A 25,301-nucleotide genomic window follows, 5' to 3' on the forward strand; every position below is an offset into this window, starting at 1 on the left:
ACTGAAAAGAATCTTTACCATTTCCCGTTTCCCGGAGTGTTCCACGCGATGACGGGGCGTCGCAAGCCCTGATTTCACGGGGATCCCGCGCTGTGAGGGCGGGGAGGCGGCGACGGCGAGGCGCTGGCGAGGAGGGATGACGTGGCCCAGGGCACCCCCGGGACCCCCTGCGGGCCCCCCACGGGGCTAAACTATCAGGAAGCTTTATTAATGAATAGAACCGCTATTCTTACCTGAATGTAATTGCGACGGGGAAACGGCGAACAAGAGAGCATGCGTATGGAGCGACGTCCTGGCGTGCCCAGGCTGCTGAGGGAGATCAACGACCGGGCCGCCCTGGAGCTGTTGCTTGATTCGGGACCGCTGACGCGGGGCCAGATCGGGGAGCTCACCGGCCTTTCCAAGGTGACGGCGTCACAGACGCTGGCCCGGTTGGAGGAGCGCGGTCTGGTCGAGGTGGCAGGAGAGCAGGCAGGGGGGAGAGGCCCCAATGCCGCACTTTATGGGATCATTTCTTCCTCAGCCTATGTGGCGGGCCTGGATGTCGGCCCGGAATTCGTGACGACGGCCATCGCCGATATCCACGGAGAGATCGTGGCGGAGGTCGCGGTCGCGCCGCACGGGCACGACGATCCGGTCGCCCTCGTGCACAGCGCGGTCGTCAAGGCGTGCCGCTCGGCGAAGGTCGCGCTGTCCAAGCTGCGGGCGGTCGTGATCGGCACCCCCGGTGTCGTCGACCCCCGCACGGGGGACGTGCGCTTCTCCTTCGACCTGCCCGGCTGGCACGAGGGAATCCACGAGGCCCTCGCCCGTGACCTGCGGCGCGACGTCCGGATCGAGAACGACGTGAACCTCGTCGCGGTCGCGGAGCGCGCCCGCGGCGCGGCCAGGGGCGCCGACGACTTCGTGCTGCTCTGGGTCGGCCGGGGCATCGGTCTCGGCGTCGTGCTCGGCGGCAGGCTGCACCGCGGCCTGTCCGGCAGCGCGGGCGAGATCGGCTACCTCCCGGTGCCCGGCGTGCCGCTGGCCGAGGACGTGCGGGCGGTGCCGGGAAGGCTGCCCTCGCTCGCCGGAGGTCTGCAGTCGCTGGTCAGCGCGGAGGCCGTGACGGAACTCGCCGGGACCTACGGGTTCGTGGGTGGGAGCGCGGCCGAGTGCGTGGCGGCGGCCGTGGAGGCGGGGGAGCGGGGAGAGCCGCTGCTGAACGAGATCGCCGGACGGCTGGCGCTGGGCGTGGCGTCGGTGTGCGTCGTGCTCGACCCCGGGCTCGTGGTGCTCGCCGGAGAGGTCAGCCAGGCGGGCGGCGACGTGTTCACCACCAGGATCGAGGAGGCGGTCGCCCGCATCTGCCCGGTGCGCCCCCAGGTGGTGCCCAGTCAGGTGAGCGGCAACCCGGTGCTGCGCGGAGCCGTCATCGCCGCGCTGGACCAGGCGCGGGAGGAGATCTTCGCCTCCTGAGAATGTTATGGATCGCTCCTACGCGTGTTATGGAGCGGTCCTGTGAGCAGGAGTGCGCCGGAACGCCGTCAATTGCCCGACAGAACAGACGATCTTCCCGTTCCCCCCGTTGCGAGGGCGGGAAGATCGTCTATGCTGGCGCGGAAATGTCATGGAAATGACACTCATCCGTGATCGGGGATCGGGGAGCTATGGCGGCTGTCATCGCCGTTCTGCATGCCGAGGACGTCGTCCTCGAGTTCGCATCCGTTCTGAGACGCCATGCCGACCGGGACGTCGGGGTCCTGGTCGGTCACTCCGGAGCGCGTGTGACCCTGCCCGGAGGCCTGTCGCTGAGGGAGCGGTTCGAGCTCCTCGCGCCGCTCGTGCGGGCGGGGGGCAACACCGAGGCGCTGCCCACGCCGGAACAGGTGGCGGCCTGGCTCGACGGCCCGCCGGAGGAGGTGTGGACCCACTCTCCGGCCGACCACCGCATCCGCAGGGCCAGGTTCGGCTGGATCGTCTCCAGAGCCGTTCCCGCCCTGGCGGTGACCTACTCGGTCGGCGACAACCTGTTCCTGCAGACGGTTCCCGACGAGGCGGTCGCGATCACCGCGCCCGAGGCCGAGGCGAAGATCGACTTCATCAACCGGCACGCCGGGGAACTGCTGCGCAGCCGGGTGCCCGACCGGCTCGTCACCACCGACCGGGTGCCGGTGGTCGAGCGCTTCTTCGCCGCTGACGCGACCCGGGCGAACCGGCTGTACGCGCTCATCTCCAGCCTGGGGGAGGACGCCGCCGTGGCGGACGACCCCTGGGAGTTCGGCCGCTCGCCGTACGAGGCCGACAGACTCGACGCCACGGCGGCCTGGGTCACCCGGTGGGTCTCTCCCGCCGACGGGCCGATCGTGGAGGTCGGGGCCTGCGAGGGCGAGCTGACCCGCAGGCTGGCGGGCAAGGGGTACGCGGTCCAGGCGACCGAGCCGAACGACTCGTTCAGGGACAGGCTGATCGCACACGCGCCCTCCGGGGCCGAGGTGTCGTCCGAGAGCCTGGAGGACCTGGCCGAGGACGGGAAGCGTCCCGCCGCCGCCTACCTGCTGATCGAGATGCTCTACTACGACCAGGACCTGGCGCTGCTCGACGCCCTGCCGACCGATCTGGTCCTTCTCGCGCTGGAGACCGGGCAGCTCAACGACGTGGTCTGGCCTTGGCTCAGGGAGCAGTCGACCTGGCGGGTGGCCGAGCGGGTCGAGCTGGCCCCGCCGACGCTGGAGTTCGTCTGCGACGGACTGGCCTACCTGCGCAAGCGGGGCAGCCGAGGACTCGTGCTGACCAGGAACCCCGTGCCGACCGGAAACGGAGACGTGTGATGAGCTGGCGCACGATCGTGGTCTCGCCGCATCTCGACGACGCGGTCATGTCCGTGGCCGGGGTGCTCTCCAGGAGCGAGGGGCCCGCGGTGATCGTCACCGTGCTCGGCGGCGTCCCGGCCGAGGGGCACTCGGCGTGGGACAGGCTCTCCGGCTTCGCCTCCGCCGAGGAGACGGTGCGGGAACGGCGGGCCGAGGACGCCAGGGCGTGCGAGATCCTCGGCGTCGACCAGGTGGTGCTGGAGTATCCCGACGTCCCCGCCAGGGCGCTGCGGTTGCGGGGACTCGAGGACTTCCTCGCCGAGCACGTCACCGGGGAGACGCAGGTGCTGCTCCCGATGGGCATCGGCAACGCCGACCACGAGGCGGTCCGCGACCAGGCGCTCGACGCGTTGGGCGGACTCGACGCCGCCCGGCCGCAGATCTACGCCGACCTCCCCTACGCCTCGGTGGTCCGCGAGTGGGGCGCGGACTCGGCGGCGGAGGCCCTGGCCGCCAAGCCGCCGGTCCGGACGCTCGCCGAACGGCACCGGATCCGCCCCGAGCCGCGGATCCGGCTCGAGGAGGACGAGTGGGCGCTCAAGCGGCGCGCCGTGCTCTCCTACGCCTCGCAGCTCGCGCCGCTCGCCTGCGACTACGGGGAGTTCCTCGCCATGCCCGGGCCGCTCCAGCACGAGCTGGTGTGGACTGTGTCGCCTCGCGACGCCTGACGGCGCCGCCCTGCTTGTTTGCGACGCTGCGCGTCGCGGGCTTGGGCGCTTCCGCGTCGGCGTCTTCCCCTCGTCACTCCGTCGCTTCGCTCCTGCTGTCTCATTGCGACGCTGCGCGTCGCGGGCTTGGGCGCTTCCGAGTCGGCGTCTTCCCTCGTCACTCCGTCGCTGCGCTCCTGCGTTCCTCAGTCCAGACACCGACGCGCCCAAGCCAGGCCTCAGTCCAGACACCGACGCGCCCAAGCCGGAACCTGACTTCTCAGACGGCCGGTGTGGTGAGGCCTGCGAGGGGGGCGGCCGTCGGGGTTCCGCCTGACAGGAGTTCGGCCACGGCCTGGCCTGAGACGGTCGTCGCGCCGTGGGTGGTGATGTGCGTGCCGCCGGGCGTCAGGGGGCCCGGCAGGCCCATCTCGACCACGACCGCGTCCGGACGCCGCGCCAGCAGGGCGTCGAGCCCGGCCGAGACCCAGGCGTGCCGGTGGGCGTCCCGCACCACGATCACCAGGGGACGCCCGTCGGCCGGGGTGGGAAGCGGATCGTCCGCGCCCAGCCGCACTCCTTCCGTGCCGGGGAGCAGCGCGGCCAGCGGCGCGGCGACGCCCCAGGGGGTCGCCCTGTCGATGGCGATGTTGGTTTCGGACACGAACTCGATCACCTGCGGGGCCGAGGTCAGCGGAAGCCCCTCGCCGCGGACCCGCAGGGCCCGCCTGGCCGCCGCGAGCCCCGCGGGGTCCGCGGAGTCTGTGGAGTCGGGGCCGGCCCCGCCCGTCGCCCACGTCACCCGGCGCTGCTCGGCCGACCAGGCGGCCAGGCGGCGCACCCGGGCCGCGGCCTCCGCCAGGCGCTCCTCGGGCAGCGTGCCGTCGATCACCGCGGCCATGATGGCGTTGCGCATGAAACCGACCACGCCCGCGCCCTTGCGCTCGCCGCCGACGCAGATCGCGTCGGCGCCCGCGGCCAGGGCGCGCACGGCCGCGCCGGTCACGCCGTACCGCTCGGCGACCGAGGGCATCTCGACGGCGTCGGTCACGATCAGCCCGTCGAAGCCGAGCTCCTCGCGCAGGAGGCCGACCAGGAGACGGCCGCTCATCGTGGCGGGGGAGTCGGGGTCGTAGGCGGGGACGAGCAGGTGACCGGTCATCACGGCCTGGACCCCCGCCTCGATGGCGGCCCGGTACGGCGGAAGCGTCGTCGCGGCCAGCTCCTCCACGGAGTACGACACCGTCGGCAGGTCGTTGTGGGAGTCGACGGCGGTCGCCCCGTGCCCGGGGAAGTGCTTGGCGCAGGCGGCGACCCCGGCGGACTGCAGCCCCGTGACCCACGCGGCGGTGTGCCGGGCGACCAGCCAGGGGTCGGAGCCGAAGGCGCGGGTGCCGACGACGGGGTTGTCCAGGTCGGAGTTGACGTCGACCACGGGGGCGTAGTTGAGGGTGATGCCCGCCTCCGCCATGTCGGCCCCGATCCCCCTGGCCACCCGTTCGGTCAGCTCGGGGTCGTCGACCGCGCCGAGCGCGAGGTTGCCGGGGCGCGAGCTGCCGGTGAGCGCCTCGAGGCGGGTGACGTCACCGCCCTCCTCGTCCGTGGCGATCACCACGTCGGGGTTCTCCGCCCGCAGGGCGGCGGTCAGGGCCCTGACCTGCGCGCTGTCTACAAGATTTCGGGAGTAGAGCGCAACCCCGCCAAGCCCCTCCGCGAGCCGTCTGCGCAGCCAGTCGGGTACCTCGACCCCCACGAAGCCCGGCTGCAGCACGGTGTCGGCAAGCCCGGCCAGTTCGGGGCTCGCGCCACTCAGGCCCCCGCGAACGATCATCAACGCCTCCGGCTCGATTCATTACATGTCGCTTGTTTCAGACGTACCACATGTGTAGCATTCGGGTTGCGCAAATAAACAAGAAACTTTCCTAATAAATTATTTCGGGGGCGACTTATGCCCTCTGTCACCCTGCCCGAAGAGAAGTCACCCAAGAGGGAGACGGACAGGATGTCGCACGCCTCCTTCGCTTTGCGAGGGATTCCGTTGGTGCTCCACCTCAACGGCCCCCTGGATGTTCCCGCGCTGCTGCGCGCGTGCGCCGCCGTAGCGGAGCGGCACCCCGTGCTCGGCCCGGTCAGGGTGGCCAGGGTCGAGTCGTCGCCCGAGCGCTACCCGGGGGTCGCGGCGGCCGAGGTGGCCCGACCCTTCGACCTGGAGAACGGCCCGCTCGCCCGGTTCACCCTGGTCAGGGTGGGGCGGGACCGCAACAGGCTGATCTTCACGGCACACGGCAGGGTGTTCGACGGCTGTTCGAAGGACGTCCTGGTCCACGACCTGGCCGACGCGTACTTCTCACGCGCCGCGCCGCCCGGGCCCGCCGTGCCGTACGGCGAGCGGGGCACGGCCGCCGAGGCGGCGGAGGCGGACAGTACGGCGGCACGGACGTTCTGGCGGGACAGGGGACACGCCCCGCAGGGACTCGTCCTGCCGGGGCTGCGCGCGACCGCCCACGGCGTCGGCCCCGGCGAGATCGTCGAGATGGTGCTCGCGGGGGCGGAGTTCCAGGCGTTCGCCGCCGCCGCGACCACCCTGGGCGCCACCAGGTTCGAGCTGCTCGTGGCCGCCGTCGGCGTGCTGCTGCGCCGCTACGGCAACACGGGCTCACCGCTCGCACTCGCCCTCGGCACCCGCACCGACCACACCCGCGACCACATAGGCCCCTTCGTCGCCGAGATGCCGTTCGCCGCCTGCCCGAGCCTCGACGAGACCCTTCCCGTCTATCTGCGCGCGGTCAGATCCGAGCTGCGCGAGCTCTACCGGCACCGGCACGCGCCGCCGGAGACCGTCCTGCGCCCCGTCCTGCTCGGCTACCGCAGGAGGGCGGCGGCGCCGTACTTCCCGGGAGTCGGCACCGGCGTCGAGTGGACGGTCTTCAACGGCGCGGCCCGTGGCGTGCTGCACCTCGAGGCGGTGGACGGGGACATGAGCCTCACCCTCGGCCTCCGCTTCAACCCGCTCGCGATCGGCCACGACGACGTGGCCCGCGTGGCGGGGCACCTGCGCGCCCTGCTGCGCGCGATCGCCGCAGAACCGCGCGCGAAAGTCGCCGACCTGGCCGCGCCGGTCCACCCAGAACCCGACGAGGAGCCCCCAGTGACCGAGCTGTTCTCCCCGGCAGAAAACGCCGCCTCCCCGTCCTCGGAACAGGAGGACGAGGTGGTCGCACAGGTACGCCAGATCTGGCAGGAGGTCCTCCGCCTCGACGACATCGGCCTCGACGAGGACCTCTACGACCTCGGCGGCCACTCGCTGACCATCACGCAGATCATCGCCAGGGCCCGTCGCAGGCTGGGCGTCGAGGTCTCCCTCGACGTCTTCTTCGACACCCCCACCATCGCGGGCATGGCCGAGGAGGTCTCGCGGCTGCGGGGAGATAACGCGTGAGCGCGCTCTCCCCCGCGCAGGAGCGCCTGTGGTTCCTCGACCGGCTCACGCCGGGAGACGGCGCCTACAACATAGTCGTCTGCGAGCGGCTGACCGGGCGGATCGACGCCGACGCCCTGGAACAGGCGCTGAGCGAGATCGTCGCCAGGCACGAGGCGCTGCGCACGGTCTTTCCCGAGGCGGGCGGCGCCCCCGTCGCCAGAGTCCTCGACCCGACGCCCGTGGTGATGGAGCGTCTCGACGCGCCCTCCGAGGACCAGGCGCTCCAGGAGGCGCTCGCCGAGCGGAGCAACCAGCCGTTCGACCTGGCCGCGGGACCGCTGCTGCGCGTGAGCCTGCTGCGCGTCGGGCCGCAGGAGCACATCCTCCTGCTGGTCATGCACCACATCGCCGGGGACGCCTGGTCGATCGAGGAGATCCTGTTCGCCGAGCTGGCCGAGCTGTACGCCGCCTTCGCCGCGGGACTGCCCTCGCCGCTCGCGCCGCCGTCCCTGCAGTACGGCGACCATGTGCGCGGGCAGCACGAGCGACCCGCGGACGTCGCGGGCCCGGCGAGGGAGCTCGCGGGCGTCTCGGTGCTCGACCTGCCGACGGACAGGCCGCGCCCCGCCGTACGGTCGACCGACGGAGAGCTGGTGATCCACCGCGTCCCGCTCGAACTGTGGCAGCGGCTCACCGAGCTGGCCAGGACCAGGCGGTGCACCCCGTTCATGGCCCTCATGGCCGCCTACCAGGTTCTGCTGTCCCGCTACAGCGGGCAGGAGGACTTCTGCGTCGGCACCCCCGTCGCCGGGCGTGACGACGAGGACTTCGAGTCCGTCTTCGGCATCTTCATCAACACCCTGGCCATCCGCGCCGACCTCGGAGGCGACCCGTCGTTCGAGGAGATCCTCAAGCGGGTGCGGCGGCGCGCCTTCACCATGTACGGCCACGCCGCCGTGCCGTTCGAACGGCTGGTCGGCGAGCTGCGGCTCGGCGGCGACCCCGCGAGGACCCCGCTGTTCCAGACGATGCTGACCCTCGGCAACCCCGAGGCGGGCTCGATCGAGCTCCAGGGCCTGCGCTCCGAGCCGGTGGTCTCCGGGCTGGTGGCCGCCAAGTACGACCTGGCCCTGAACGTGGTCGTCTACCCGACGCACCTGCAGCTGATGTTCGACTACAGCACCGCCCTGTACGACCGGTCGACCGTGGAGCGGATGGCCGTCCACTTCGAGACGCTGCTCGGCTCGATCGTCGACGCCCCGGGGCGTCGGCTGTCCGAGCTGGAGATCCTGCCGGAGTCCGAGCGCGCGATCGTCCTCGGCGAACCCCCGGAGGACCTGGCCTGGGACGCGGGAGCCCTCCTGCTCGACCATCTGGTCGCCCGGCAGGCCGCCCGCACCCCGGACGCCCCGGCCGTCGTCACCGAGGAGGCGGTGCTCACCTACGGTGAGCTGGACCGGGCCGCGAACGCCCTCGCCGCCCGGCTGCGCGCCCTGCTGGCGCAGGCGCGGCCCGCGGGGGACGGCGTCCACCCGGGCGCGCGGGTCGCGCTCGGGTTGCCCGCGAGCCCGGAGGCGATCGTGGCGCTGCTGGGCGTCCTCAAGGCGGGAGCCGCCTACGTGCCGCTGGACCCCGCCCAGCCCGCCGAGCGACTCGGCCGTCTTCTGGCGGACTCCGGCGCGGCCGTGGTGATCGCCGACGGGGCGGAGTTCGCCGGGTTCACCGGGCCGGTCGTGACGCGCGCCGACCTCGCCCTGTGGGCGGCGGCGGAGGAGGAGGCCGAGACGCCCAGGAGCGCGCTCAGGCACCCCGACCAGGCCGCCTACGTGATCTACACCTCCGGCTCGACCGGCAGCCCCAAGGGGGTCATGGTCGGCCACCGGACCCTTTCCCACCTGGCCAGGTCGTTTCGCGACCTGCACGGGTTCGGCCCGGGGGAGCGGGTGCTCATGGTCCCGCCGCTCAGCTTCGACGCCTCGGCGGGAGACGTCTTCCCCGCGCTGATCAGCGGCGCCGCCCTGGTGCTGCACCCCGAGACCGCCTCGCTCACGGGGCCCGCGCTCGCGGAGCTGTGCGCCAGGCGCGCGGTCACCATGGTCGACGCCGCCTCGGCCCTGTGGCAGCAGTGGGTCGACGACCTGGACGCGGCGGGCGTCCAGGTCGGCGAACCGCTCACGACGATGATGGTCGGCGGGGAGAGCATCCCGGTCGAGCGCCTGCGGACCTGGGCCAGGCTCTCCGGAGGGCGGGTGGCCTTCCACAACCACTACGGCCCGACGGAGGCGACCGTCTGCGCCACCTCCTACCGCACGGTCGACGGCGCCGAACTGGGCGCGGCCACCCATCTGCCGATCGGCGCCGCGCTCCCGCACACCCGCGTCTACGTCCTCGACCGGCACGGCAACCCGGCCCCGACAGGCGTGCCCGGCGAGGTGCACATCGGCGGGGAGTGCCTGGCCCACGGCTACCTCGGCCGTCCCGGGCTGACCGCGGCCCGGTTCGTGCCCGACCCGTTCTCCCCGCGCGCCGGAGCCAGAATGTACGCCACGGGCGACCTGGCCAGGCGGCGTCCCGACGGGAACCTGGAGTTCCTCGGCAGGACCGACCGGCAGCTGAAGGTCAACGGCAACCGGATCGAGCCCGGCGAGGTCGAGGCGGCGTGCCTCGCCTGCCCGGGGGTCCGCGAGGCCGTCGTCGTCGCCGACGGCCGGAGGCTGATCGCCTACCTCGTCGGCGAACCGCCCACGACCGCCGGACTGCGCGCCTTCCTCGCGGGCAGGCTTCCCGCGTACATGATCCCCGCGGTCGCCGTCACGCTCCCCGCCCTGCCGCTGACCCCGCACGGCAAGGTCGACTTCGGGGCGCTGCCCGAGCCCGACCGGGACGCCGCGCCGCCGTACGAGCCGCCGAGGCAGGGCACGGAACGGGCGCTCGCCGAGATCTGGGCGCGGATGCTCGGCGCGAAACCCGGCAGGAAGGACAACTTCTTCGCCCTGGGCGGCCACTCGCTGCTGGTGCCGCAGGTCGTCTCCGCCGTCGCGGCCGAGCTGGGGGTCACGGTCCCGATGACCGAGGTCTTCGCCGCCGCGACCCTGGCGGAACTGGCCGAGGTCGTCGGCGGCAGGCCGGCCGAGGTCGTCGACCTGCGCGCGGAGGCGGTCCTGCCCGGCGACGTCGCCTTCGGCGGCGCGCCGATCCCCCAGGGGCCGCCGCGCCGGGTGCTGCTCACCGGGGCGACCGGCTTCCTCGGGGCCTACCTCCTCGCCGAGCTGCTGCGCGTCACGGAGGCGACCGTCCACTGCCTGGTCAGGGGAGACGAGCCCGCCGAGCGGCTGCGCGCCAACCTCGAACGGTACGGACTGTGGGACGACCGGGTCGCCCACAGGATCGTTCCGGAGAGCGGCGAGCTGGGCGTCGCGAGACTCGGCCTGTGGGACGGGCGTTTCACCGAGCTGGCCGACACGGTCGACCTCGTCGTGCACAACGGCGCCCTGGTCAACTTCGCGCTGCCGTACCGGCGGCTGCGGGGGGCCAACGTGGACGGCGTCCTGGAGATCCTGCGCCTGGCGTCGAGCGGCCGGATCACCGCCCCCGTCCACCTGGTGTCCACCCTCGGCGTGCACCTGACCCCCGGCGAGCGCACGGTCAGGGAGGGGGACCCGCTGCCCGATCCCGGCCTGCTCCACCTCGGCTACGACCAGAGCAAGTGGGTCGCCGACCGGCTGGCCGAGACGGCCCGCCGCACCGGGCTGCCGATCTCGATCCACCGCCCCGCCAGGGTCTCCGCCGACAGCCGCACGGGACAGGCCATGCCCGGCGACTTCCTCGGCAGGCTCTTCGAGACCTGCGTGCGGCTGGGCGCGGTGCCCGACGGGGAACGGCTCGACATGGCGCCGGTCGACCACGTCGCCTCGGCGATCGTCCACCTGGCGTCGAGCGGGGCGACCGGCGACTTCCACTACCACAACCCCCGCACGCTGCGCTCCGCAGTGCTGGCCGAGGGCCTGACCAGGCACGGCTTCCCGGTACGGCTCACCCCCGGCGACGAGTGGCGCAGGCTGGTCCGCGACCGGCTCGCCGTCGGCGACGACCTGCCGATCGCCCTCTACCCCGGCTTCTTCGCCGAGTACGGCGAGCAGGCGGGGCCGTCCTTCGACTGCTCGGCCACCGAGGAGAGACTCGCCCGCGCCGGGCTGGCCTGCCCGGCCGCCGACGCCGAGCTGCTCGACCGCTACCTGGACCACTACGTCGACACCGGGGTGCTCGTCGGAGGCTGCCGTGCATGACGGCATCCGCAGATTCGTCGTGATCTGGGCGGCGCAGCTGCTGTCGATCATCGGGTCGAGCCTGACCGGGTTCGTGCTCGGCGTCTGGGTCTACCAGCGCACCGGCTCGGCCACCGAGTTCGTGCTGATCATGCTCTGCGCGGTGCTTCCCGAGGTGCTGCTGTCGCCGCTGGCGGGGTCGATGGCCGACCGGCTGGACCGCAGGCGGATGCTCATGACCGCCGACGCCGGAGCCGCCGTGACGACGGGCGTCCTGGCGGTGCTGCTGGCCGGCGGCGCGCTCGAGGTCTGGCACGTCTACGTGATCACGGTGGTCGGCTCCGTCTTCGGCGCCTTCCACATGGCCGCCTACCACTCGATGATGCCGCTGATCATGCCGCAGCGGCACCTCGGCCGCGCCAACGGCCTGATGCAGGTCGCGGACGCGGTCCACATCGCGGCGCCGCTGCTGGCGGGAACGCTCCTGGTGACCGTCGGGATCACCGGCGTCGTCGTGATCGACCTCGCCACCTTCCTGGTCACCAGGGTGGTCATGTTCGCCGTACGGCTGCCGGCCGAGGTCACCCGCCCCGGCGGCGCCGTCACCGAGTCCCAGCCGCTGGGCAGAGACCTGTCGTTCGGCTGGCGGCACCTGCGGGCCAGGCCCGGCCTGTTCCGGCTGGTCGTGCTGCTGGCCGTCTACAACCTGCTGTTCGGCATGTCCGGCGTGCTGGTCCAGCCGCTGATCCTGTCGTTCGGGTCGGCGGCCGTGCTCGGCGCGCTGATGTTCGCGGGCGGCGCGGGCGTCTTCGCCGGCGGCCTCGCGCTGAGCGCGTGGGGCGGCCCGAAACGCAGGGTGCGGGGCGTCGTGGCGTTCGCGGCGCTCGGCGGGGCGCTGCTCGCCCTGCACAGCCTCGCCCCCTCACCCTGGCTGATCGCGGTCGTCGCACCCGCCTTCCTGTTCACACTCCCGTTCGTGCAGGGCACGGCGATGACCGTGCTGCAGCTGAAGACGGAACCGGCGGCGCTCGGCCGGGTGCTCAGCACGGTCCGCACCCTCACCCAGACGGCGACCGTGCTCGCCTACCTGCTCGCGGGTCCCCTCGTCGACCGGGTCCTCGAACCCGCCATGGCGCGGGACGGAGCCCTCGCGAGCAGCCTCGGCGCCGTGATCGGCACCGGGAGAGGACGAGGCGTCGCCGCCGTCTTCCTCATGGCGGGCCTCGCCCTGCTGGTGCTCGCCCCGCTTCTGTACCTCCAGCCCCGCCTCCGCGGGGTGGAGACCGAACTTCCCGACGCCGAGGACGTGCACCGACCGGAGCCCGTCACCCAGGAGACCCCCGTCGCGCACCGGCCTTCCGGCGACCCCGACGCCCCCGCCGGCCCCTCGGGGCACGGCGGGGAGGCGGGCCCGGAGGCGGGGAGCGAGTCGCCCGACGTCGCGCAGACCGCGCGAACCGCGCAAGGAGACAGCGATGCCGTTCTATCTCGACCCTGAGGACCTCAGATACCAGGCGCCAGGACCGCACCTCGACCTGATCGGGTCGATGGCGTTCCGCGCGGCCGGCGCAGCCCAGCGATTAGGGGTCTTCGAGACGCTCCTGTCAGGCCCGCTCCCCGTGGCGGAGCTGGCGGCCAGGACGGGCACGGACGCGGGAACCCTGCCCGTGCTGCTGGACGCGCTCGTCTCCTTCGGCTACCTCGACAGGACGCAGGAAGGGGGCTACGCCAACAGCCCGATGACGGCCGGCTCCCTCGACCGGCGGGCCCCCTGGAGCTACGCCCCCGCCCTGGCCTTCTGGCAGGACCTGCTGGGCGAACTGTGGGACGGGCTTGAGGAGTCCGTCAGGACCGGCAGGCCGCAGGCCGACTTCTACGCGTGGCTGGAGAGGCGCCCGGACACCCTGCGGGAGTTCCAGACCATGCTGGACGGAATGGCGGCGGGGCTCGCCCCGCTCATCGCGGAGAGCGCTCCCGCTCCGGGGAGGCGGCTGCTCGACGTCGGTGGCGGCCACGCCCGCTACAGCATCGCCTTCTGCCAGGTCCACCCGGAACTCACCGCGACGATCGTCGACCTGCCCGCCGCCCTCGAGGGCGGCAGGGCCAGGATCGAGGAGGCGGGACTGGGCGGGCGCGTCACCACGCTTCCCGGCGACGTGACCAGGAGTGATCTCGGCACGGGCTACGACACCGCGCTGCTGTTCAACCTCTGTCACGGGTTCGACGAGGCGGCCAACCGTGAGCTGCTCGGCAGGGTCGCCGCCGCGTTGCGGCCGGGCGGCACGGTGCTGGTCCTCGAGACGTTCGCGGACCTGCCCCGGGAGACGCCCCCGGTGACCGAGGCGTTCATCAGGGCCTTCAGCCTCAACCTCGCCGTCACCCAGGGCGGCCGCACCCACACCTTCGCCGACGTGGCCGGCTGGCTGGCCGACGCCGGGTTCGAAGTGGCCGAGCGGCGCGGCCTCGGCGGCCCCGACGAGCTGCTCGTCGCCCGGCTGCCCGAGACGGCCGTGCCGTCCGCCCCGCACCCGGAAGCCGGGGCCCGCCCCCTGCTCCCCGCCGCCTGGACCATGGAGGAAGGCCGATGACGCGCAGGATCCTCGTCGTCGGCGCGGGACCGGCCGGCACGCTCCTGTCCTGTTACCTGGCACGGCGAGGGTTCCAGGTGGACGTCTACGAGCGGCGTCCCGACCCCCGGCTCCTCGACGAGGACGAGAGTAGATCGATCAACCTGGGCCTGTCGGCCAGGGGCATCAGGGCGCTCGAGGACGTCGGCCTGATGGGGACGTTGTGGCCGCTCACCGTGGCGATGCGAGGCAGGGCCATCCACCTGCCCGGCGGCGGGGCCCCCTTCCAGCCCTACGGCGCGCACGACGGGGAGATCCTCCACTCGGTGCTGCGCCGCGACCTGATCACCACGCTGGTCGACCACGCGGAGGCACAGGCCGGGGTGAGCTTCCACTTCGGGCACCGGCTCGTCGACCTCGACCGCGAGGCGGCGGCCGTACGCCTGGTCCAGGAGGAGACCGGAGCCGAGATCACCGTCTCCGGCGACGCCGTGATCGGCGCCGACGGCGCGTTCTCGCAGGTGCGGACCCGCATGCAGCACGGCCTCACGGCGGACAACCACCAGGAGTTCCTGGAGTGGGGCTACAAGGAGCTGACCATCCCGGCCGCCGACGACGGCTCGGCCAGGACCAGGCTGGAGGCGCTGCACGTCTGGCCGGGTGAGGACGCCCTCATCGTCGCCCACCCCAACCGCGACAACTCCCTCACCGGAACCCTCTTCCTGCCGGTCGAGCGGTTCGACGAGATCACCGACCCCGAGGCGCTCTTCGAGGAGCGCTTCCCCGACGCGCTGGAGCTCATGCCGTACCTCGCCAAGGAGTACGCCGAGCACCCGGTCGGCCACCTGGTGTCGATCCGCACCTCCCACTGGCACTACCGGGACAGGGTGGCGCTGATCGGCGACGCCTGCCACGCGGTCTACCCCTTCTACGGCCAGGGCATGAACTCCGCGCTCGAGGACTGCACGGTCCTGGACCGCTGCCTCGGCGAGCACCCCGGCGACCTCGGCGCGGCGTTCGCCGCCTACCAGCGACTGCGCAAGCCCCACACCGACGTGCTGGACGAACTGTCCAAACAGAACTTCGTCGAGCTGCGCGACCGGCTCAGATCCCCGCTCCACCTGGCCCGCAAGAAGGCCGACCTGCTGCTCGCCCGGCTCCTGCCGGGACGGTGGGTCCCGCTCTACACGATGGTCTCGCACACCACCACCCCGTACGCGGACGCGCTGGCCCGTGCCCGGCGTCAGGACGCGATCCTGCGCCGGGCGGGAGCGGGCGGCCTCGCCGCGCTGGTCGCCGGTGTGGTGGCCGGTGCGGCGCTCAGGGCACGGCGGAACCGGAAGGGCCGTTGACCATGCTGACCGATCCCACGGACCCCTCGCGCGTCCTCATCGAAACCTCAGACCTGGACGGCGACCACGACCTGGTCCGCCGGTACGGCGTGTCGCTCAAGGAGATCGTCCTGTGGGCGCGGGAGTACCTGTGCCGTCCCCACGCCGACCTCGGCAGGAAGGGGCCTGTCTGCCCCTACGCCCAGACCTCGCTGGACCGGGGCACCTTCTACCTGGGAGTCCGTCCGGGAACACCGGACGGGGCCCAGGCGGCGGAGGCGCTCGACGGGTACCGAGAGTGGTTCCGCAGACTCGTCTCGCCGCCGGGTGTCTCCCCGCAGTACCGGACCATCCTCGTGCTCTTCCCCGACCTGCCCGAGGCGGAGGCGGCGCGGGTGATCGACACCGCGCAGCGGGCGCTCAAGTCGCGTTACGTCTCGGAGGGGCTGATGATCGGGGAGTTCTACCCCGGCCCGCCGCCGAAGGCGGGACTGTGGAACCCCGCTTTCCTGCCGCTGGGCAGCCCGGTCCCGCTGCTGGCGATCCGCCACATGGTCGCGACGGACTTCGCCTTCCTGCGCGACGACCCCGACCAGTTCGCGGCCTATTTGGAGCGCTTCGGAGACAGGCCTCCCGCCGCGCTGCGTGAGGAGGTCGACGCGACGGCGCGCCGCTACGGACTCGCCGGAGTGGGCGCCGCGGTGGGCGCCAGGGTGAAGGCAGGCGCGGGGGAGACCGCAGCCGGCGTCGCGGTGAACGACGTCGCGGGGGCCGCCGTGGAGATCACGGTGAACGACGTCGTGGACGTCACAGCGGACGTCTCCGCGAATTCGTGAGCGGCGGTCTCCTCCCGCGCCGGTGACCGGAGCCGTCCTCCCTGGGGGGGACAAGGACGGCTCCGGAGCCTTTCATCCGGCGGCGGCTCCCCGCGGGCCTCCCAACCCGGGGGCCGCCGCCGTGCTCCGCGGACCGCCCGTCACCGGGCGGCGACCCCCGGAGAGCCCGTGAACAGCTCGGCGATGTCGTCGAACCGGACGACGGCGACCGCCGCGCATCCGGCCGAGGCCAGCGCGACCGCCACTCCCGCGGGATGGAGCGGTCCGGAGGCCCCCGCCGCCACGGCGGCCCCGCCCGAGAGCGACGCCGCGAGCAGCACGGAGTTGCGGATCAGGTGCCTGCGGCCCAACGGGGAGGAGGACACGCCGAAACACCTGCAGGGCGCGCTCGCCCCGCGCCGCACGCTCAGCTCTATGCCGACGCAGAAGGCCGTCATGAGCCCGGCGGCGAGGCAGAAACCGGCCATCCTGGTGGCGGGGAACGCCAGCAGCGGCGGGACGAGGCCCTCCGCCGTGACGACCAGCGCGGCCGCGGCTCCCGCCCACGCCCTCGGCAGCAGCCGCAGCCGCACCAGAGAACCGGAGAAGGAGGCGAACGCCGCCCCGCCACGCAGCTTGCCCACGGCCGAGACACCGAACACCGCCGCCAGGAGCGCGCCACAGGCGATGAGGACGTACGGCATGCCGACCTAGCAGAGCCCGCAGCCGTGGTCCATGTTGGGGCCGCCCGGCGGACGGCACATCTTGCCGGGGCGGGAAGCCGCGCCGCAGGAGTAGCACCAGCAGTCAAGGGCCAGCGCCCGCGCCTCGGCCGCCGGCACGAGGCGTGCCAGCATCCGGTCGCCCAGACGCTGAACAAAGTCGATCATCGGGGTCTCCTCCCAGCCTCGGACCCGGAATCTCCAGGCCCGCCACCATGCTGGCGACCGTCGCTTCGCAACCGCCATACATCCCCGGCGGTATGGACCGGGAGCGCACGCCGGGCCGCGCGCCGCCCGTCGGCGCGGCGCTCCCCCGTGCCGCCGCCCGCCGTACCGGCGCCATGGACGACCTCGGGACGGCGAGGGTGTTCCTGCTGGGCGTGGGGAGGGCGGCGGCTCAGGAGGTGATGCGGCGGGCGACGACTCCGACGAAGTACTCGGCCGGTATCAGGCCGAGCTGGCGGGAGTCGATGCTGCGGTCGGGGTTGTCGCCCAGGACCAGCAGGTGGCCCGCGGGCACCGTGTCACCGGGCGTCAGCATCGTGCCGGGCCCCACATGGTCGGGGATCCGGTCGCCGGGCACGGCGCTCACCCGTTTGATCGTGTAGATCCGCCCGCCCTCCTCCACGGCCTCCGGGGGAAGCGGCAGCAACGTGCCGGGGCCCGCGGGCTGTCGCAGGACCGCGATCGTCCCCGCCCGCGCCCGCGTGACGGGGACGCGACGGACCAGGACGCGGTCCCCGGACTCCAGGGTCGGGCGCATGCTGTAGCCGTCCACCGTGACGACGAGCAGTCGTCTGCGCGCGGCCAGCAGGAAGACGCAGGCCGGCAGGCAGACGCAGACGGCGGCCACGGACAGGAAGCCGAGCGGGGTCATCGCCGGGCGGCCTTCCTCAGCGTCGCGGCCGAACCCGGCAGCGACAGGTTCCCTCCCGACTCGGCGATCCTTCCGTTCTCGTCCACCAGGCACATCGCGGGGAAGCCCCGGACGCCGAAGGCCCGCGAAACGCCGCCTTCCTCGGCCTCGACCACGACCGGCCCCGCGAGCTCCAGCGCCGCGCTCATCGCGCCGGGCTCGCCCACCACGACCGACAGGACGTTCAGCTCGGGCAGCGAGGTCGCCTCGTCGGCGAAGCGCGGCGCCTTCTCCTGGCACGGCTCGCACCCGACGTCGAAGAAGGCGATCACCGCGGGCAGCGGGAGGTCGGCGGAGCCGATCCGCTCGCCTGTCGTGCACACCGCGGAGAACGACGGGAGGACGGCCCCGACCGGCGGCAGGCCGAGGGAGGGGAAGCCGCCCGCCGCGGGCAGCCGCGCCTCGTGTTCGCGGAGCCTGCGGACGACTCCCAGCATGAGCACCGTGTTGGCCGCGCAGAGCAGGCCGACGAGCACGACAGCGGCGGTGAGATAGGGCATCGGATCGTCTCCTGGGCCGGACGGGGATGTCCGGTCAGGATGCGCGCGGCCGCTTCACGTCCGCCATACACACCAGCCCGGCGCGAGCGCATGGAGTCTGCGAAGGACGATGGCCCAGCTTGGTCCGCGGAACACGGCGGCGGATCGGTGAGAGCCGCCGGAAGGAAAGCGGAGGAGAAGGAGATGTCGATGACGCGTGTTATCGAGCGACTCGGCGACAGGCTGCTGGCCAGGCTGGTGCCGGCCAGGCGGGCGGCGGCGGGCGGGTGCTACCCCTGCGGCGGCGCCCACCTGGGCTCCCGGGTGAACTGCTGGACGGACTGGACGACCGGCAAACAGTACTGCGGCAGCTGCGGTTCCTGCTGACGGATCGCCCGTCGTGCTCGTCCCGGACACGGGCGTCCGGGACGAGCACCGTGGCGATCACCGGGACGAGCACTGTGGCGATCACCGTGGCGATCACGAGGTCAGGCGGGTTCTCCTTCCAGGTGGGGCTGGTAGCCCTCGGCCTGGAGCGCGAACAGCTCCGCGTACCGGCCCCTCCGCTCCATGAGCTCCGCGTGCCCTCCCTGCTCGGTGACGCGGCCCTCGGACAGCACGACGATCCGGTCGGCGTCCCTGATCGCCCCGAGCCTGTGCGAGATCAGCACGCTGGTCCTGCCCGCCCTGTGGGCGCGCAGCATGCTGTGGATTCCGTGCTCGGCCTCGGCGTCGAGTCCCGCGCTGGGCTCGTCGAGGATCAGCAGGTCGCGCCGGTCGCGCAGCAGGGCGCGGGCGAGCGCGAGCCGCTGCCACTGGCCGCCGGAGAGCGGCACGCCCGCTTCGAGGGCCTCGTCGTCCTGCCCGTCGGCGGGGGAGGGGAAGATCCTGCTCAGCATCGTGTCGTAGCCCCTGGGCAGCACGGTGATCGTGTCGTGCACGCCCGCCCTCACGGCCGCGGCCTTCACCCGGTCCCTGTCGCGCAGCGCGTCGAGGTCGCCGAGGCCGATGTTCTCCATGGCCGTGAGGTCGTACTCCATGTAGTCCTGGAAGACGGCCCCGATGCGGGACCGCAGCGTCTCGGGGGCCATGTCCCTCAGGTCGACGCCGTCCCACAGGATCGCGCCCCGGTCCGGGTCGTAGAACCTGCACAGGAGTTTGACCAGGGTGCTCTTTCCCTCGCCGTTGAGGCCGACGACCGCGACGGCCTCGCCGTGCGGGATGAACAGGTCGACCCCGCGCAACACCCACGAGTGCTCGGGGGAGTAGCGGAACCACACGTCGCGCAGTTCGATCCCCAGCCGGAGCTCCGGCGCCGCCCGGTCCTTCGAGGGCAGGTCGGGTCCGGCCTCGACCACGTCGACGTAGTGGCCGAACAGCAGCAGCGCCCGCTGGGCGAGCGAGTAGTCGACCACCATCTGGGAGAGCGCGCCCTGGACAGCCGCGACGGCCGCGACGAACAGGGACAGGTCGCCCACCGAGAGCAGTCCGTCGCGGGCCGCTCCGACCGCCCACACGAGGCCGCCCCCGGCCACGACCGTGGAGAGCGCGGCGAGCGAGCCCTGGGTCCACAGCTCGCGGCGGTCGCGCTCCCGTTCGGCCACGTTGGCGGAACGCCGTTCGGCGAGCATGCGCCCCAGCAGGAACCCGCCGATCCCGAACAGCCGCACCTCCTTGGCCGCCCGCACGTCCGTCAGCACGTGCGAGTAGAACAGGTCCCTGCGGAGCGTCGGGCTGATCCGCCACATCATCCTGACCCTGGCCCGGTTGAGCGTCCGCTCCGCGACGACGGCGGGCAGGGCGGCCAGCAGCACCAGGACCGCCATGGGAGGGCTGATCGTGACCAGGGCCACCAGGAAACCGGCCGTCACGAGGACGCCGCGGCCCATCCCCGCGGCGCTCTGCACGACCGCGCCCGAGGTCAGCTGACTCGACTCCTGGGCCAGGCGCAGCCTGTCGTGGAACCCGGGAGTCTCGAACCTGGCCAGACCGGTGAAGCGGTTGACCGCCGTGTGGAGCCGTTCCCTCGCCAGAAGGCTGACACGGCGCTCCGCCTCCCCGCTCAGATAGCGGTTGAGGTGGAGGGTCACGGCTCCGAGCAGGCCTGCCCCTGCGAGGCCTGCCGTGTAGCCGAGAAGCCGTGACCACGGGGCCCCCGTCGTCAGCGCGTCGAGGGTCAGCTTGGTCAGCCACGCGGTGACGACCGGGACGCCCGCCAGCACGACCGTCGTGACGAGCTGGCCCAGGGCGATCCTGGGAGCCGCTCTCCACATGAGCGCGACGGCGGCGGTGAGATGGGGCATCGGTGCTTTCTCCTCGGCTGCGGCACGGAGACGACGATCGTGCACCGCGCCGCTTCACGTCGGCCATACACCGTCGCCCCGCCCCGGTGCGTGGAGCTTGCGAAGCCCCCGGGCGGACAGTGGTCTCGTGCGAACGCCCCCTGCCCGCCGTGTGCCGCCGCGGCCCGTCGTGTCAGAGCGAGGACTGGCGCGGGACGCCGCGCCGGGCGCGGGCCAGGCCGAGCGCGTCGCCGATCTCCTCGAACATCCGCCCCGCCGCCTCCCCGTCGCCCAGGGCGAGCAGGGCGTATCCCTCCAGACGCCGGAAGCCCGACCTGCGGGCGGAGACCAGGGCGTGGCTCGCGTGGCGCGTGCTCGCGGTCGTGTCGCCGAGCAGCCCATGGGTGACCGCGAGCTCGATGTGCGTCTGGGTGATGTCGTAGTGGAGCTGCTTGGCCAGCGCCAGCTCCAGTGCCCGCTCGTGGAGTCTGAGCGCCTTCTCCGGGGAGTCGCCGCGCGCGGCCGCCCCCAGCGCGTTGGTCGCCGACGTCTCCGACTTGCCGTCGCCGATCGTCCGCGCCAGGTCCCTGGCCCGTACGGCGAGGGCGCGGGCGGTGACGGGATCGCCCAGGTCGTTGTGGACGGCGGCCAGCGAGGAGAGGGCGTCGACCGCGCCGTAGTCGCTCCTGAGCGACTCGAACAGCTCCACGGCGCGGCCGAGCTGGGACAGGGCGAGGTCGAGGTCCCCCCTGTGGTGGGAGACCACGCCGAGGTTGCCCAGGCCGAGGGCCTCGCCCATGGCGGAGGAGCGCTCGCGTTCGCATCTCAGGGCCTCGCCGAGCTGCTCGGCGGCGTGGTCCAGGTTTCCCAGGTAGATGTTGGTCAGCCCGAGGTTGCCGAGGTTGGAGATCATCCCCCGGTACACGCCCAGCCTTCTGTTGGACTCGATGGCGCGCAGGTAGTACCCGGAGGCCTCCCTCGGCTCACCCCGGCTGATGTGGAGCGTGCCCAGCCTGCCCAGCGCCGCGGCCTCCGACTCGAGCCATCCCGCCTTCCTGGACAGCTCCAGCACCGCGGTGTGGTGTTCGAACGCGCCCGCGCGGTCGCCGAGGATCATGTGGGCGTCGGCCAGGCTGCTGCGCATCGCGGCCTGCGCGGCGTGGTCGCCCGCCGCCTCGGCGGAGGCGAGGCCCGCCATGGCGTGCCGCATCCAGCCGGAGGAGTGCCTGCGCAGGTACCAGTAGCCCCGCAGGGCGTCGACGAGCAGCCACTGCGTCCTGCCCCCGGTCTCCTCGGCCAGGGCGACGACGTTGTTCAGCTCCGCCTCGAGCCAGCTCAGCGCCGAGGCCTCGGAGTCGAACGACGGCCGAGCCTGCAGATCGAGCGGGAGGTAGACCATCTGGGGGCAGATCAGCTCCGAGGCCGCCCGCGTGTGCCTGAGGTACCACAGGGCCAGCCGCTCGCGCGTCCGCCGCTGCTCGGCCTCCGGCTCCTCCTCGGCGAACCGCTCCAGGGCGTAGAGCCTGAGCAGGTCGTGCAGGGCGAAGCGGTCGCCCTCGCCGCCGTGGACGAGGTGGGACCTCCACAGCACCCGCAGCAGCGGCTCGACCTCCAGCTGGTCCGCCCCCAGCATCGCCGCCGCCGCGGCGGGCGTGAAGTCGGGCCCGGGAACCGCGCCGAGGGCGCGCAGCAGCCGCCTCGCCTCGTACGGCAGCCGCCGGTAGGAGGCCTCGAACGTCGAGCGGATGGCATGACGCCTGTCGATGTCGCCGTCGAGCGCGCTCAGCCGGTCCTCGCCTCCCAGCCTTCCCAGGTAGGCCGAGACGCTGAGCCCGGGCTCGCTCACGATCTGCGTGGCGGCGAGCCTGAGCGCCAGCGGGAGGTGGCCGCAGAACTCCGCGAGCCCCTCGCACTCCGCGCCGGTGATCCTCTCCACGAGCTCGCGCGACTCCTCCCGCGGCATCACCTCGACCGTGATCCGCCTGACCCCCTCCAGGACCAGGGAGTCGAGCCGGTCGCGGCTGGTGATCAGGGCGCAGGAGGGGAGCGGCGGAAGCAGCGGCCTGACCTGGGCGCCGTCGAACGCGTTGTCCAGGAGCACGAGCGTCCGCCGCCCGGCCAGCAGGCTCCGGTAGAGGGCGGAGGCCTCCTCCGTGGCCAGGGGGACCTGCTCGGCGGGCACGCCGAGCGAGCGCAGGAACTGCGCCAGGGCGTCGAGCGGATGCAGCGGGCGGGTCGAGGGGGTGAAGCCGCGCAGGTCGACGTAGAGCTGGCCGTCGGGGAAGCGGTCGGCGGCGTGGTTGGCCCAGTGCACGGACAGGGCCGTCTTGCCGACTCCGCCGGTTCCGGTGAGGGCGCAGAAGACCGAGGCGCGCCCCCCGGCGGGGGAGGCGGGGAAGAGGTCGTCGAGGGCGCGCAGGTAGGCGGTGCGGCCCACGAAGTCGACGACCCCCGCGGGGATCTGGCGCGGGGTCGGCGCCGCCTGTGGCCGGTTGGAGACGATCTCGGGAGCCAGGAGCAGCCCGGGGTCCTCATTGAGGATGCGTTCGTGCAGGGCGCGCAGCTCCGGGTTCGGGGGCACCCCGAGCTCGTCGTCGAGGATTCCGCAGGCGGTCTGGTAGGCGTCGACGGCCTCGGCCGTCCGCCCGCAGCGGTGGAGCGAGAGCATCAGCAGCCCCCACGCCGGCTCGCGGAAGGGGTTCCTGCCGGTGAACTCCCGCAGACCGGCGACCAGGTCCTCGTGCTGTCCCAGGGCGAGCCTGGCGGTGACGGAGTCCTCGTAGGCGGAGAGGCGAAGCTCCTCCAGCCTGCTGCGGTCCGGCCACAGCCACTGGGGGAGCGGGAGCCCGTCGAGCAGCTCACCGCGCCACATCGCCAGCGCGTCGCCCAGATGACCGGTCGCCTCCCGGAAGCGCGCCGCGGTGAGCGCCTGCCGGCCGCGTGTCACCAGCTTCTCGAACACGGCCGCGTCGTAGCGGCTCTCCTCGACCGTGAGCAGGTAACCGTTGCCGTTCAGGGAGACGCTCTCGTCGAGGAGCCTGCGCAGCTCGGAGACGTAGGACTGCAGGTTCGCGCGCGCGGAGGCGGGCCTGCGCTCCTCCCAGAGGGCCTCGAGCAGTTCGTCGGCGGGCACGAGGGTGTTGGCGCGTAAGAGGAGGATCGCGAGCAGGGTGCGTGTTTTGCGACGCTTCGGGACGAGGATTCGTCCCGAAGCGTCACGTATCTCCAGCGGACCAAGTACACGGAATTCGACCACGGAGAAGTCTCCCACCGCTCGTCTTTCACGGCTGGGCTTTCCGGTGTCTGATGTGCCCGCGGTCCAGCCGGTGGTTCAGGGGTTCGGGATCCCGGGAGCCGAGATCGTGAAGGCGCGGAGGCGTCGGATCACACGACCCCAGGGGGGGTTCGCGGGTCGCGCCGTCGCGGAGGCGCCTTCGTCTGCGGGAGGCCGGGGAGCCGGGGAGTCGTGAGCGCGTGCCCCGCAGGGCACGGGGAGACCGGTCGGGCGCCTCAGATGCTCAACAGCTCGGCGGCGGCCTGGGCGTTGGCGCGGGCGGCGCCGTACGTGGCCAGGTAGGTCGCTCCCTCGGGGCGCCAGATCGGCAGGCCCATCTCCACGACCGTGGCGTCGGGACGGGCGGCCAGCAGTTCGGAGACCACCGTCTGGCTGGTCTCGTAGCGGTGGGCGTCCTTGACCACGACGATCAGGGAACGGCCGATGGCACGCTCCAGGATGTCCGGCACGTCCGCGTCCTCGGGTTTGACCCGGACGACCTCCGCCTGCGGCATCAGGGGGGAGAAACCCCACGGAACGTCTCCGACCGCGATGGTCGGCGGAGTCTCCACCTCGACCACCAGCGGGTCGACGAGCGGGGACGTCGCGCCGGTGAGGGTGACCGCGCGGCGGGCCGCGGTCAGGCCGATCACGCTCTCCTCCGCCTGTCCCGTCTGGGGCGAGCCGAACCAGGCGCGCAGACGGTTCACGCGCTCGGCCGCCGCCTCCAGCCTGGCCGCGGGCAGCCGCCCGTCCCCCACCGCGGCGACGATCTCGTCGATGATCCGGCGGACGTCCTCCTCGGTCGGTATCGGGCCCAGGCAGAGCAGGTCGGCCCCGGCGGCGAGCGAGAGCACCGCGCCGCCGGCCAGGCCGACGCTCTCGGTGATGGCGTGCATGTCGAGGGCGTCGGTGATGACCACGCCGTCGTAGCCCATCTCGCCGCGCAGCAGGCTGGTCAGGGCGGTCGAGGACAGCGTGGCGGGAGCCGCGCCGGTCAGCGCGGGGACCCGGACGTGCGCGGTCATGATGGACTTGGTCCCGGCGTCGATCGCGGCGCGGAAGGGCGCGAGCTCTCGTTCGCGCAGCAGTTCGACGGACGCGTCGACGAGCGGGATCTCCAGGTGGGAGTCCTGCCGGGTGGCGCCGTGGCCGGGGAAGTGCTTGACGCAGGCGGCCACGCAGGCCGACTGGAGGCCGTGGACGGCCGCGACGGTGTGCCGCGACACCAGGGCGGTGTCCGACCCGAAGGAGCGGGTGCCGATCACCGGGTTGTCGGCGGCGGTGTTGACGTCGGCGGACGGGGCCATGTCCAGGTTGACGCCGCAGGAGGCCAGCTCGTCGCCGATGGACCGGTAGACCCGCTGGGTCAGCTCGACGTCGTCGACCGCGCCGAGGGCGGCGTTGCCCGGGTAGGGGCTGCCCACGTGGTAGGCGAGACGGGTGACGTCGCCGCCCTCCTCGTCCAGCGAGATGACCGGGTCGCCGGCCTCGCGCAGGCGGGAGGTGAGCGCCGAGAGCTGGGCGGGGTCGGCGACGTTGAAGCCGAACAGGGTGACGCCGCCGAGACCGTTCTCCAGGTCGTGGAGAACCCAGTCGGGAGCGATGGTGCCCTTGAACGCGACGAGCAGCGTTCCGGCCGCGAGACGACGCAGCCTCTGATCGCTGGAAGCCGCGATGAGCTCAGACATGGCGGTAGATGCTCCTTACCTGAGATGAGGAGTTTCGGA

The 25,301-nt window shown here is 72.7% G+C and carries 18 protein-coding genes; 10 read left to right on the forward strand and 8 right to left on the reverse strand.

Annotated features, from left to right (window positions below; genetic code table 11):
• Window positions 1-279: 279 nt before the first annotated feature.
• From PKF00_RS13820 to PKF00_RS13830, 3 genes are all read left to right on the forward strand, one after another.
• Window positions 280-1,458 carry an ROK family transcriptional regulator gene (locus PKF00_RS13820; RefSeq protein ID WP_271217881.1) on the forward strand — a complete coding sequence of 393 codons (1,179 nt, stop codon included), beginning with the start codon at window positions 280-282 and terminating at the stop codon, window positions 1,456-1,458.
• A gap of 191 nt (window positions 1,459-1,649) precedes the next feature.
• On the forward strand, window positions 1,650-2,810 hold the full coding sequence (locus tag PKF00_RS13825) for a class I SAM-dependent methyltransferase (RefSeq protein WP_271217882.1): 1,161 nt from the start codon (window positions 1,650-1,652) through the stop codon (window positions 2,808-2,810).
• Entirely contained in the window at window positions 2,810-3,520 is a 711-nt protein-coding gene (locus tag PKF00_RS13830) for a PIG-L deacetylase family protein (protein ID WP_271217883.1), read from the forward strand. Before PKF00_RS13825 ends, PKF00_RS13830 begins: the two co-directional genes overlap by 1 nt.
• Before the next feature lie 259 nt (window positions 3,521-3,779).
• Here the strand turns inward: PKF00_RS13830 and PKF00_RS13835 are convergent, their stop codons facing one another.
• A complete protein-coding gene (locus PKF00_RS13835) occupies window positions 3,780-5,330 on the reverse strand; it encodes a glycoside hydrolase family 3 protein (protein ID WP_271217884.1) in 1,551 nt (516 codons plus the stop codon).
• A gap of 210 nt (window positions 5,331-5,540) precedes the next feature.
• Between PKF00_RS13835 and PKF00_RS13840 the strand changes: the two genes are divergently transcribed.
• The 6 genes from PKF00_RS13840 to PKF00_RS13865 are packed head-to-tail and all read left to right on the forward strand — an operon-like array spanning window position 5,541 to window position 15,919.
• Complete coding sequence (locus PKF00_RS13840; protein ID WP_271217885.1) at window positions 5,541-6,938, forward strand: condensation domain-containing protein; 1,398 nt, start codon at window positions 5,541-5,543, stop codon at window positions 6,936-6,938.
• Window positions 6,935-11,206 carry a non-ribosomal peptide synthetase gene (locus tag PKF00_RS13845; protein WP_271217886.1) on the forward strand — a complete coding sequence of 1,424 codons (4,272 nt, stop codon included), beginning with the start codon at window positions 6,935-6,937 and terminating at the stop codon, window positions 11,204-11,206. Before PKF00_RS13840 ends, PKF00_RS13845 begins: the two co-directional genes overlap by 4 nt.
• On the forward strand, window positions 11,199-12,683 hold the full coding sequence (locus PKF00_RS13850) for an MFS transporter (RefSeq protein ID WP_271217887.1): 1,485 nt from the start codon (window positions 11,199-11,201) through the stop codon (window positions 12,681-12,683). Before PKF00_RS13845 ends, PKF00_RS13850 begins: the two co-directional genes overlap by 8 nt.
• Entirely contained in the window at window positions 12,661-13,773 is a 1,113-nt protein-coding gene (locus PKF00_RS13855; protein ID WP_271217888.1) for a methyltransferase, read from the forward strand. The genes PKF00_RS13850 and PKF00_RS13855 overlap by 23 nt, the downstream gene beginning before the upstream one ends.
• Window positions 13,770-15,104, forward strand: coding sequence for an FAD-dependent oxidoreductase (locus PKF00_RS13860; RefSeq protein WP_271217889.1), 1,335 nt, complete (start codon window positions 13,770-13,772; stop codon window positions 15,102-15,104). Before PKF00_RS13855 ends, PKF00_RS13860 begins: the two co-directional genes overlap by 4 nt.
• Before the next feature lie 2 nt (window positions 15,105-15,106).
• Window positions 15,107-15,919 (forward strand): DUF6875 domain-containing protein, encoded by an 813-nt coding sequence (locus PKF00_RS13865; protein ID WP_271217890.1) that lies wholly within the window; start codon window positions 15,107-15,109, stop codon window positions 15,917-15,919.
• Window positions 15,920-16,059: 140 nt separating this feature from the next.
• Here PKF00_RS13865 and PKF00_RS13870 read toward each other — a convergent pair whose 3' ends face one another.
• The 4 genes from PKF00_RS13870 to PKF00_RS13885 form a co-directional block, all read right to left on the reverse strand.
• Entirely contained in the window at window positions 16,060-16,602 is a 543-nt protein-coding gene (locus PKF00_RS13870; protein ID WP_271217891.1) for a MauE/DoxX family redox-associated membrane protein, read from the reverse strand.
• Between the two features lie 6 nt (window positions 16,603-16,608).
• The gene (locus PKF00_RS13875) at window positions 16,609-16,788 is read right to left on the reverse strand and encodes a hypothetical protein (RefSeq protein WP_271217892.1); all 180 of its coding nucleotides are present in this window, start codon (window positions 16,786-16,788) and stop codon (window positions 16,609-16,611) included.
• Window positions 16,789-17,017: 229 nt separating this feature from the next.
• Window positions 17,018-17,497, reverse strand: coding sequence for a S26 family signal peptidase (locus PKF00_RS13880; RefSeq protein ID WP_271217893.1), 480 nt, complete (start codon window positions 17,495-17,497; stop codon window positions 17,018-17,020).
• The gene (locus tag PKF00_RS13885) at window positions 17,494-18,036 is read right to left on the reverse strand and encodes a peroxiredoxin family protein (protein ID WP_271217894.1); all 543 of its coding nucleotides are present in this window, start codon (window positions 18,034-18,036) and stop codon (window positions 17,494-17,496) included. Before PKF00_RS13885 ends, PKF00_RS13880 begins: the two co-directional genes overlap by 4 nt.
• Window positions 18,037-18,225: 189 nt before the next feature.
• Between PKF00_RS13885 and PKF00_RS13890 the strand changes: the two genes are divergently transcribed.
• Complete coding sequence (locus PKF00_RS13890; protein ID WP_271217895.1) at window positions 18,226-18,402, forward strand: hypothetical protein; 177 nt, start codon at window positions 18,226-18,228, stop codon at window positions 18,400-18,402.
• A gap of 101 nt (window positions 18,403-18,503) precedes the next feature.
• Here the strand turns inward: PKF00_RS13890 and PKF00_RS13895 are convergent, their stop codons facing one another.
• The 3 genes from PKF00_RS13895 to PKF00_RS13905 form a co-directional block, all read right to left on the reverse strand.
• Entirely contained in the window at window positions 18,504-20,318 is a 1,815-nt protein-coding gene (locus PKF00_RS13895; protein WP_271217896.1) for an ABC transporter ATP-binding protein, read from the reverse strand.
• A gap of 172 nt (window positions 20,319-20,490) precedes the next feature.
• Window positions 20,491-23,553 carry an AfsR/SARP family transcriptional regulator gene (locus PKF00_RS13900; RefSeq protein WP_271217897.1) on the reverse strand — a complete coding sequence of 1,021 codons (3,063 nt, stop codon included), beginning with the start codon at window positions 23,551-23,553 and terminating at the stop codon, window positions 20,491-20,493.
• 254 nt (window positions 23,554-23,807) lie between these two features.
• The gene (locus PKF00_RS13905; RefSeq protein WP_271217898.1) at window positions 23,808-25,262 is read right to left on the reverse strand and encodes a glycoside hydrolase family 3 protein; all 1,455 of its coding nucleotides are present in this window, start codon (window positions 25,260-25,262) and stop codon (window positions 23,808-23,810) included.
• Window positions 25,263-25,301 lie beyond the last annotated feature (39 nt).

Source organism: Streptosporangium carneum, assembly GCF_027922005.1.
GTDB classification, from domain to species: domain Bacteria; phylum Actinomycetota; class Actinomycetes; order Streptosporangiales; family Streptosporangiaceae; genus Streptosporangium; species Streptosporangium carneum.

Excerpts from the sequence above, each read along its gene's own strand:
- PKF00_RS13820 (WP_271217881.1), top strand. The coding sequence starts at position 280 with ATGGAGCGACGTCCTGGCGTGCCCAGGCTGCTGAGGGAGATCAACGAC.
- PKF00_RS13835 (WP_271217884.1), bottom strand. The coding sequence starts at position 5,330 with ATGATCGTTCGCGGGGGCCTGAGTGGCGCGAGCCCCGAACTGGCCGGG.
- PKF00_RS13870 (WP_271217891.1), bottom strand. The coding sequence starts at position 16,602 with ATGCCGTACGTCCTCATCGCCTGTGGCGCGCTCCTGGCGGCGGTGTTC.
- PKF00_RS13875 (WP_271217892.1), bottom strand. The coding sequence starts at position 16,788 with ATGATCGACTTTGTTCAGCGTCTGGGCGACCGGATGCTGGCACGCCTC.
- PKF00_RS13905 (WP_271217898.1), bottom strand. The coding sequence starts at position 25,262 with ATGTCTGAGCTCATCGCGGCTTCCAGCGATCAGAGGCTGCGTCGTCTC.
- PKF00_RS13830 (WP_271217883.1), top strand. The coding sequence starts at position 2,810 with ATGAGCTGGCGCACGATCGTGGTCTCGCCGCATCTCGACGACGCGGTC.
- PKF00_RS13860 (WP_271217889.1), top strand. The coding sequence starts at position 13,770 with ATGACGCGCAGGATCCTCGTCGTCGGCGCGGGACCGGCCGGCACGCTC.
- PKF00_RS13895 (WP_271217896.1), bottom strand. The coding sequence starts at position 20,318 with ATGCCCCATCTCACCGCCGCCGTCGCGCTCATGTGGAGAGCGGCTCCC.
- PKF00_RS13825 (WP_271217882.1), top strand. The coding sequence starts at position 1,650 with ATGGCGGCTGTCATCGCCGTTCTGCATGCCGAGGACGTCGTCCTCGAG.
- PKF00_RS13855 (WP_271217888.1), top strand. The coding sequence starts at position 12,661 with ATGCCGTTCTATCTCGACCCTGAGGACCTCAGATACCAGGCGCCAGGA.
- PKF00_RS13885 (WP_271217894.1), bottom strand. The coding sequence starts at position 18,036 with ATGCCCTATCTCACCGCCGCTGTCGTGCTCGTCGGCCTGCTCTGCGCG.
- PKF00_RS13890 (WP_271217895.1), top strand. The coding sequence starts at position 18,226 with ATGACGCGTGTTATCGAGCGACTCGGCGACAGGCTGCTGGCCAGGCTG.
- PKF00_RS13865 (WP_271217890.1), top strand. The coding sequence starts at position 15,107 with ATGCTGACCGATCCCACGGACCCCTCGCGCGTCCTCATCGAAACCTCA.
- PKF00_RS13880 (WP_271217893.1), bottom strand. The coding sequence starts at position 17,497 with ATGACCCCGCTCGGCTTCCTGTCCGTGGCCGCCGTCTGCGTCTGCCTG.